General features: G+C 70.8%; 7 protein-coding genes. 4 read left to right on the top strand and 3 right to left on the bottom strand.

From position 1 onward, the window contains the following. Window positions 1-146: 146 nt before the first annotated feature. Window positions 147-1694, bottom strand: coding sequence for a S8 family serine peptidase (locus ACWF9Z_RS22000; RefSeq protein WP_453604422.1), 1548 nt, complete (start codon window positions 1692-1694; stop codon window positions 147-149). Between the two features lie 266 nt (window positions 1695-1960). Between ACWF9Z_RS22000 and ACWF9Z_RS22005 the strand changes: the two genes are divergently transcribed. From ACWF9Z_RS22005 to moaA, 3 genes are all read left to right on the top strand, one after another. Continuing rightward, window positions 1961-2326, top strand: coding sequence for a DUF485 domain-containing protein (locus ACWF9Z_RS22005; RefSeq protein ID WP_453604424.1), 366 nt, complete (start codon window positions 1961-1963; stop codon window positions 2324-2326). 11 nt (window positions 2327-2337) lie between these two features. Next, a complete protein-coding gene (locus ACWF9Z_RS22010) occupies window positions 2338-3978 on the top strand; it encodes a solute symporter family protein (protein ID WP_453604476.1) in 1641 nt (546 codons plus the stop codon). A 194-nt stretch (window positions 3979-4172) separates the two neighbouring features. Then, a complete protein-coding gene (gene moaA, locus ACWF9Z_RS22015) occupies window positions 4173-5162 on the top strand; it encodes a GTP 3',8-cyclase MoaA (protein WP_453604426.1) in 990 nt (329 codons plus the stop codon). A gap of 88 nt (window positions 5163-5250) precedes the next feature. Here moaA and ACWF9Z_RS22020 read toward each other — a convergent pair whose 3' ends face one another. Both ACWF9Z_RS22020 and ACWF9Z_RS22025 read right to left on the bottom strand, forming a co-directional pair. Next, window positions 5251-5508 (bottom strand): hypothetical protein, encoded by a 258-nt coding sequence (locus tag ACWF9Z_RS22020; RefSeq protein WP_453604428.1) that lies wholly within the window; start codon window positions 5506-5508, stop codon window positions 5251-5253. 136 nt (window positions 5509-5644) lie between these two features. Further along, complete coding sequence (locus ACWF9Z_RS22025) at window positions 5645-5923, bottom strand: DUF3099 domain-containing protein (protein WP_453604429.1); 279 nt, start codon at window positions 5921-5923, stop codon at window positions 5645-5647. A 233-nt stretch (window positions 5924-6156) separates the two neighbouring features. On the opposite strand from ACWF9Z_RS22025, the gene ACWF9Z_RS22030 reads away from it, so the two are divergent. After that, window positions 6157-6435: a GlsB/YeaQ/YmgE family stress response membrane protein gene (locus ACWF9Z_RS22030; RefSeq protein ID WP_453604431.1), complete on the top strand. Its 279-nt coding sequence runs from the start codon at window positions 6157-6159 to the stop codon at window positions 6433-6435. Window positions 6436-6578 lie beyond the last annotated feature (143 nt).

Here is a 6578-nt window from a genome sequence, read left to right on the forward strand (position 1 = left end):
CCCCGGGGGGGCGCCCGCGCCCGCCCCCGGGGCTGGCCCCCCCCCCCCCCCACCCTGTATCTCAACCCCCCCCCCCCCGCCCGCCGGGGGGGGGGGGGGGGGCCCCCCCCCCCCCCCCCCTTCCGCTGTCCGCGGGTGGCGCCCGACTACTTGACGGCCTTCAGCGCGTCGACCACGCCGTACCCGTAGTAGCCGGTCTGGCCCCACTTGCTCTCGCAGGTGGTGGCGTCGATCAGCGCGCCGGTGGCGTCGTAGACCTGCGCCGGGCAGGCCGTCTTCACGGCCTGGCCCTTGAGCATCGCCTGGAGCTGCGAGGGGGTCGCCCACGGGTGCGCGCTCTTGAGGAGCGCCGCGACGCCCGCGACGTGCGGGGTGGCCATCGAGGTGCCCTGCTTGTAGCCGTAGCCGCCGCCCGGCAGGGTGGACAGCACGCGGCCGTTGGCGTCCGGGGTGGCCGGGATCTGCCACTTGTCTCCGCCGGGGGCGGAGACGTCGACGACGCCGAGCCCGTAGCTGGAGTAGTACGACCGGAAGCCCTTGTCGCCGGTCGCGCTGACGGTGACCACGCCCGGCAGCTGCGTGGGCAGGTCCAGGCAGACCTTCGGGTCGATGGTGCGCGGCACCGGGGTGGCGTCGTCGGGGCTGGTGTTGTCGAGGATGGAGTCGGCGGACAGGTCCCAGTTCGAGTTGCCGGCCGCGGCGACGTTGAGGACGCCCTTGCGCTCGGCGTACTTGCTCGCCCGGGTGAGGGCCTCCACCAGCGCCTTCTGGTCGTCGTCCGTCTTGCAGTTGAACATCCACGGGTCGACGTAGTAGCTGTTGTTGGTCACCTCGATCCCCTTCTCGGCGGCGAACATGAAGCCGCAGACGACCGCCTCGGTGTAGAAGAGGCTGGTCGCGGGCTCGCTCACCTTGATGGCGGCGACCTTGACACCGGGCGCGACGCCGCTGACGCCGATGCCGTTGCGCGGGGCCGCGATGGTGCCCGCCACGTGGGTGCCGTGGTCGCTGCCGTCCGCGTACGGGCGCCAGGCGCCCTCGGTGGTGTCGGCGACGCCGCCGACGCAGTTGGCGGACTGCGACGCGGAGAAGTTCGCCGCGAGATCCGGGTGGGTGTCGTCCACACCCGTGTCTATGACGCCCACCGTGACGTTCCGGCTGCCATCGTTGATCTTGTGAGCCTCGTCGGCCTTGATAGCCCGCAGGTCCCACTGGTTGGACTCCAGCGGCTCCTGACCCTCCGTGGCGCTCGCCGCCGCCTTGGCGGCGTCCGCCGCGCTCAGCTTCTGCGTCGTGCCCTCCTCGGTGGTCTGCACGGCCGTCAGCGGAGCCGTACGGGTGGCTCCGACCGACACGAACAGGCTGCGCTGCCCCCGGAGCTCCTTGGCGAACTCCGGGTTCTGGGAGTGTGCGACCACCACCCCGATCTGTTCATACGCGAACACCACCGTGCCACCGGCCCGTTCGATGGCCTTCTTCGCCTGCTTCACGGTGCCGTACGCGGTGAGGTTCGCGACGTACGACAGCTTGGGGCCGGAGGTGTCGGGCCTGGCGGTGGCCGCCGACTCCGCCGTATTGCCGAGCGGGGCGGCGCTGGCCGCCACCGACGGCAGGAAGGCGAGCGAGGCGGTGAGCGCCAGCCCTGCCGGAACGGCGAGGGCGCGCCGCCGGCGACCGGTTCCCAGATGAGCCATGGGTTCTCCACATCATCGTGAAAAAGCCGCGCGAGCGCGGGCGCGCTCGACGGGTTCATGACACGCGAACCTAGTGCCGCCGTTCGACTTCGCGCCATCAGTTCGAGAAATCAGTTTCCAAAGGAACAGCGGGGAGTTGAACCGTCCCGACGCGCCGGCCGTGCCGTTGACAGGGGGGATTCAGCGCCTCGAGCCCTGCATTCCCCCACACGGAGGTTGTTTTGTCCGTCGTCCCCACCGCACCCGCGTCACAAGGAGAGCCCCCAGTGACCACCGAAGAAGCGCCGCCCAAGGGCAGTGTGGGAACGCCCCCGGCGACCCCCACGGCCGAAGAGTTCGTCAGCGTCCAGCAGAGCGCGGAGTTCTCCGAACTGCGACGCGCCCACCGCTCCTTCGCCTTCCCGCTCACCGTGGCGTTCATCGCCTGGTACCTGCTCTACGTCCTGCTCTCCAGCTACGCGGGCGATTTCATGGGGACCAAGCTCTTCGGCAACATCAACGTCGCCCTCGTCCTCGGCCTCGCCCAGTTCGCGACCACCTTCCTGATCGCCTGGCTGTACTCCCGCCACGCGGCGGCCAGGCTCGACCCCAAGGCCTCGGCCATCAAGGCGCGGATGGAGGCCGGAGCGTGAGCACCCCCCTGCTGCTGGCCGCGGGCACGGCGACCACGGCGGGCACCACCGTCGCCGCCGGCGCCACGGAGCACCGCCCGCTGATCATCACCCTGTTCGGACTGTTCGTCGTCGCCACCCTGGGCATCACGATCTGGGCCGGCCGCCAGACCAAGGGCGCCGCCGACTTCTACGCGGGCGGCCGCCAGTTCACCGGCTTCCAGAACGGCCTGGCCATCTCCGGCGACTACATGTCCGCCGCGTCCTTCCTCGGCATCGCCGGAGCCATCGCGCTCTTCGGCTACGACGGCTTCCTGTACTCCATCGGCTTCCTCGTCGCCTGGCTGGTCGCGCTGCTCCTCGTCGCGGAGCCGCTGCGCAACTCCGGCCGCTACACCATGGGCGACGTGCTCGCCTACCGGATGCGCCAGCGCCCCGTACGGACCGCCGCCGGCACCTCCACCATCGTGGTCTCGATCTTCTACCTCCTCGCCCAGATGGCCGGCGCCGGCGTGCTCGTCTCGCTGCTCCTCGGCATCACCAGCGACCTCGGAAAGGTCGTGATCGTCTCGCTGGTCGGCGTGCTGATGATCCTCTACGTCACCATCGGCGGCATGAAGGGCACCACCTGGGTCCAGATGATCAAGGCGGTGCTGCTCATCGCGGGCACCCTGCTGATCACCTTCCTGGTGCTGGTCAAGTTCAACTTCAACATCTCGGACCTGCTCGGCAAGGCCGCCGACAACAGCGGGCAGGGCGCGAAGTTCCTGGAGCCGGGCCTGAAGTACGGCAAGGACTCCCTCACCAAGCTGGACTTCATCTCGCTCGGCCTCGCCCTGGTCCTGGGCACCGCCGGCCTGCCGCACATCCTGATCCGCTTCTACACCGTGCCCACGGCCAAGGCCGCCCGTAAGTCCGTGAACTGGGCCATCGGCATCATCGGCGCCTTCTACCTGATGACGATCGTCCTCGGCTTCGGCGCCGCGGCCCTGCTCAAGCGGGCCGACATCATCGCCTCCAACAAGGCCGGCACCACCGCGGCCCCGCTGCTCGCCCAGGAGATCGGCGGCGGCGCCGACTCCACCGGCGGCGCGGTCCTGCTCGCCGTGATCTCGGCGGTGGCCTTCGCCACCATCCTCGCGGTCGTCGCCGGCCTCACGCTGGCCTCGTCCTCCTCGTTCGCGCACGACATCTACGTGAACGTGATCCGCAAGGGCAAGGCCACCGAGAAGGAAGAGGTGCGGGCCGCCCGCTGGTCCACCGTGGTCATCGGCGCCGTCGCCATCGCCCTCGGCGCCCTGGCCCGCGACCTCAACGTGGCCGGCCTCGTCGCCCTCGCCTTCGCGGTCGCGGCCTCCGCCAACCTGCCGACGATCCTCTACAGCCTCTTCTGGAAGCGCTTCACCACCCAGGGAGCGCTGTGGTCCATCTACGGGGGCCTGGTCTCCTCGGTCGTCCTGGTGCTCTTCTCCCCGGTCGTCTCCGGGAAGCCCACCTCGATGTTCAAGGGCGCCGACTTCTACTGGTTCCCCCTGGAGAACCCCGGCATCGTCTCCATCCCGCTCGGCTTCCTGCTGGGCTGGCTGGGAACCGTCCTCTCCAAGGAGAAGGCCGACCCCCAGAAGTTCGCGGAGCTCGAGGTCCGTTCCCTGACGGGCACCGGCGCGCACTGATCCCGCGCCGGAGAGGAACGCTCCGGGCACCGAGCGTGGCCGCGTCGTACTTCCCTACGACGCGGCCACGTCCCGTCTCGTTTCTTTGGGCACCCCTCCGTGTCACAGGTGTCGCGTAGGCTCGGGGATAGCGCTCGTACTCTCACTGACAAGGGCGCAAACCTCTACAAACCGGACAGGGGAGGGGGCTCACAGTGCTTCTCGACACCTACGGCCGCGTGGCCACTGACCTGCGCGTCTCACTCACCGACCGGTGCAACCTGCGCTGCACGTACTGCATGCCCGAAGAGGGACTGCAGTGGCTCGGCAAGTCGGATCTGCTCAGCGACGAGGAGATCGTCCGGCTGATCCGCATCGCCGTCACCCGGCTCGGCATCGAAGAGGTCCGCTTCACCGGCGGCGAGCCGCTTCTGCGCCCCGGCCTCGTCGGCATCGTGGAGCAGTGCGCGGCCCTGGAGCCCCGCCCCCAGATGTCGCTGACCACCAACGGCATCGGCCTCAAGCGCACCGCGCGGGCCCTCAAGGCCGCGGGCCTGGACCGGGTCAACGTTTCCCTGGACACGCTGCGCCCCGAGGTCTTCAGGACCCTCACCCGGCGCGACCGCCACCACGACGTCATCGAGGGCATGGCCGCCGCCCGCGAGGCCGGCCTCACCCCCGTCAAGGTCAACGCCGTGCTCATGCCGGGGCTGAACGACGACGAGGCCCCTGACCTGCTGGCCTGGGCCGTGGAGAACGAGTACGAGCTCCGCTTCATCGAGCAGATGCCCCTCGACGCCCAGCACGGCTGGAAGCGCGACGGCATGATCACCGCCGGGGACATCCTGGAATCCCTGCGCACCCGCTTCACGCTCACCGAGCAGAGCTCCGAGGAGCGCGGCTCCGCACCGGCCGAGCGCTGGGTCGTCGACGGCGGCCCGGCCACCGTCGGCGTCATCGCCTCGGTGACCCGCCCCTTCTGCGGCGCCTGCGACCGCACCCGCCTCACCGCCGACGGCCAGGTCCGTACGTGCCTGTTCGCCACCGAGGAGTCCGACCTGCGCGCGGCCCTGCGCTCGGGCGCCCCGGACGAGGAGATCGCCCGGCTGTGGAAGGTGGCGATGTGGGGCAAGAAGGCCGGGTCCGGCCTCGACGACCCGTCCTTCCTGCAGCCCGACCGCCCGATGTCGGCCATCGGCGGCTGACCGCCGGCCGCTGACCGCCGACGGCCGGTGACGGGCAGCCGGCGGCCGGCCGCCGCCGACCGCGACGACCCGTAGGGTCCCGGAACGGCTACACGCGTTCCGAGCCCTCCGGCTGTACCCACTCGTCCAGCTTCACGACGTCCTTGAGGAAGCCGCGGACCCCCAGGAACTGCGACAGGTGCTCGCGGTGCTCCGCGCACGCCAGCCACGTCTTGCGCCGCTCCGGGGTGTGCAGCTTCGGGTTGTTCCACGCCAGGACCCAGGCGGCCGCGTCGCGGCAGCCCTTGGCCGAGCAGGTGGGGGGTACGCCGGTACCGTCGTCTGGTGCGTCGTCAAGGGGAGTCACGGCTCAACCCTAAGACGGAAAGGCGACGCCGAGCAGCCACGGGGGGAGCTGCCCGGCGTCGGTCCGTCGCTCCGACGGGGGATGCGGAGCGCGTAGGCAGTATGTCACGCAGGACCCTGTGCGGTGCACTGGAACCTCATGATTGATCTGAGCTTTTCTTGAGGTTTCCGTCGCCCAGTGCGGGGTGCACAGGAGCCGGAATGAAGTGCGACGGCAGGGACGGCGTCGACTCGCGCCCCGCGTTGGCGATGACCACCGCGACGTACGGCAGCAGGGCTCCCGCGACGAGCGTCACGATGGCCACGGGCCGCTGCACGTTCCACAGGACGACCGTCGCGATGACCGACAGGGTCCTGACGGCCATCGAGATCACGTACCGGCGCTGCCGTCCCCGCACGTCCTCGGCGAGGCTCATCCGTGCCCCCGTGATCCGGAAGACCTCGGCTCCGTTCCGCTTCTGACGCTGCACAAACCCACCACCGATCGACCGCCGGGCACTCCCCGGCCCGGAGGCTTCCACCGTACGCCGCCCCCGGGGACCCCGGGCAGAGGGGGTGTCCCCCGAACGGGGCCGTCCGAAATGCGCAGTAGGCCGGACGGGCCGAGACTGGGCCCACATGCGCACACCGCGCCAGGAGGAGGCTCGACATGGGTTGGTTGTGGGCGATCATCGTCGGTTTCGTGCTGGGCCTGATAGCCCGGGCGATCCTGCCGGGCAAGCAGCACCAGCCCCTGTGGCTGACCACCCTCTTCGGCATCATCGGCGCCGTGCTCGGCAACGCCGTGGCCACCTGGATCGGCGTCGGCGAGACGCGCGGCATCGACTGGATCCGGCACTTGCTGCAGCTTGCCGGAGCCGTCCTGGTGGTCGGCCTCGGCGACGTGGTCTACGGCAAGCTCCGCGGCGGCAGGCGTCACACGGCCTAGACGGCCCGGACGGCCCGGACGGCCTGGCGCCGGAGGTCCGCCGGGCGGCGGACCACGACGCGGGGGGGGGGCCCGGCCGGCTGGGGCGCGCGGGCCCCCCCGGGGGGGCGGCGCCGCGCGCGGCCGCCGGGCCCCCGGGGCCG

Source organism: Streptomyces sp. NPDC054961 (assembly GCF_053609145.1).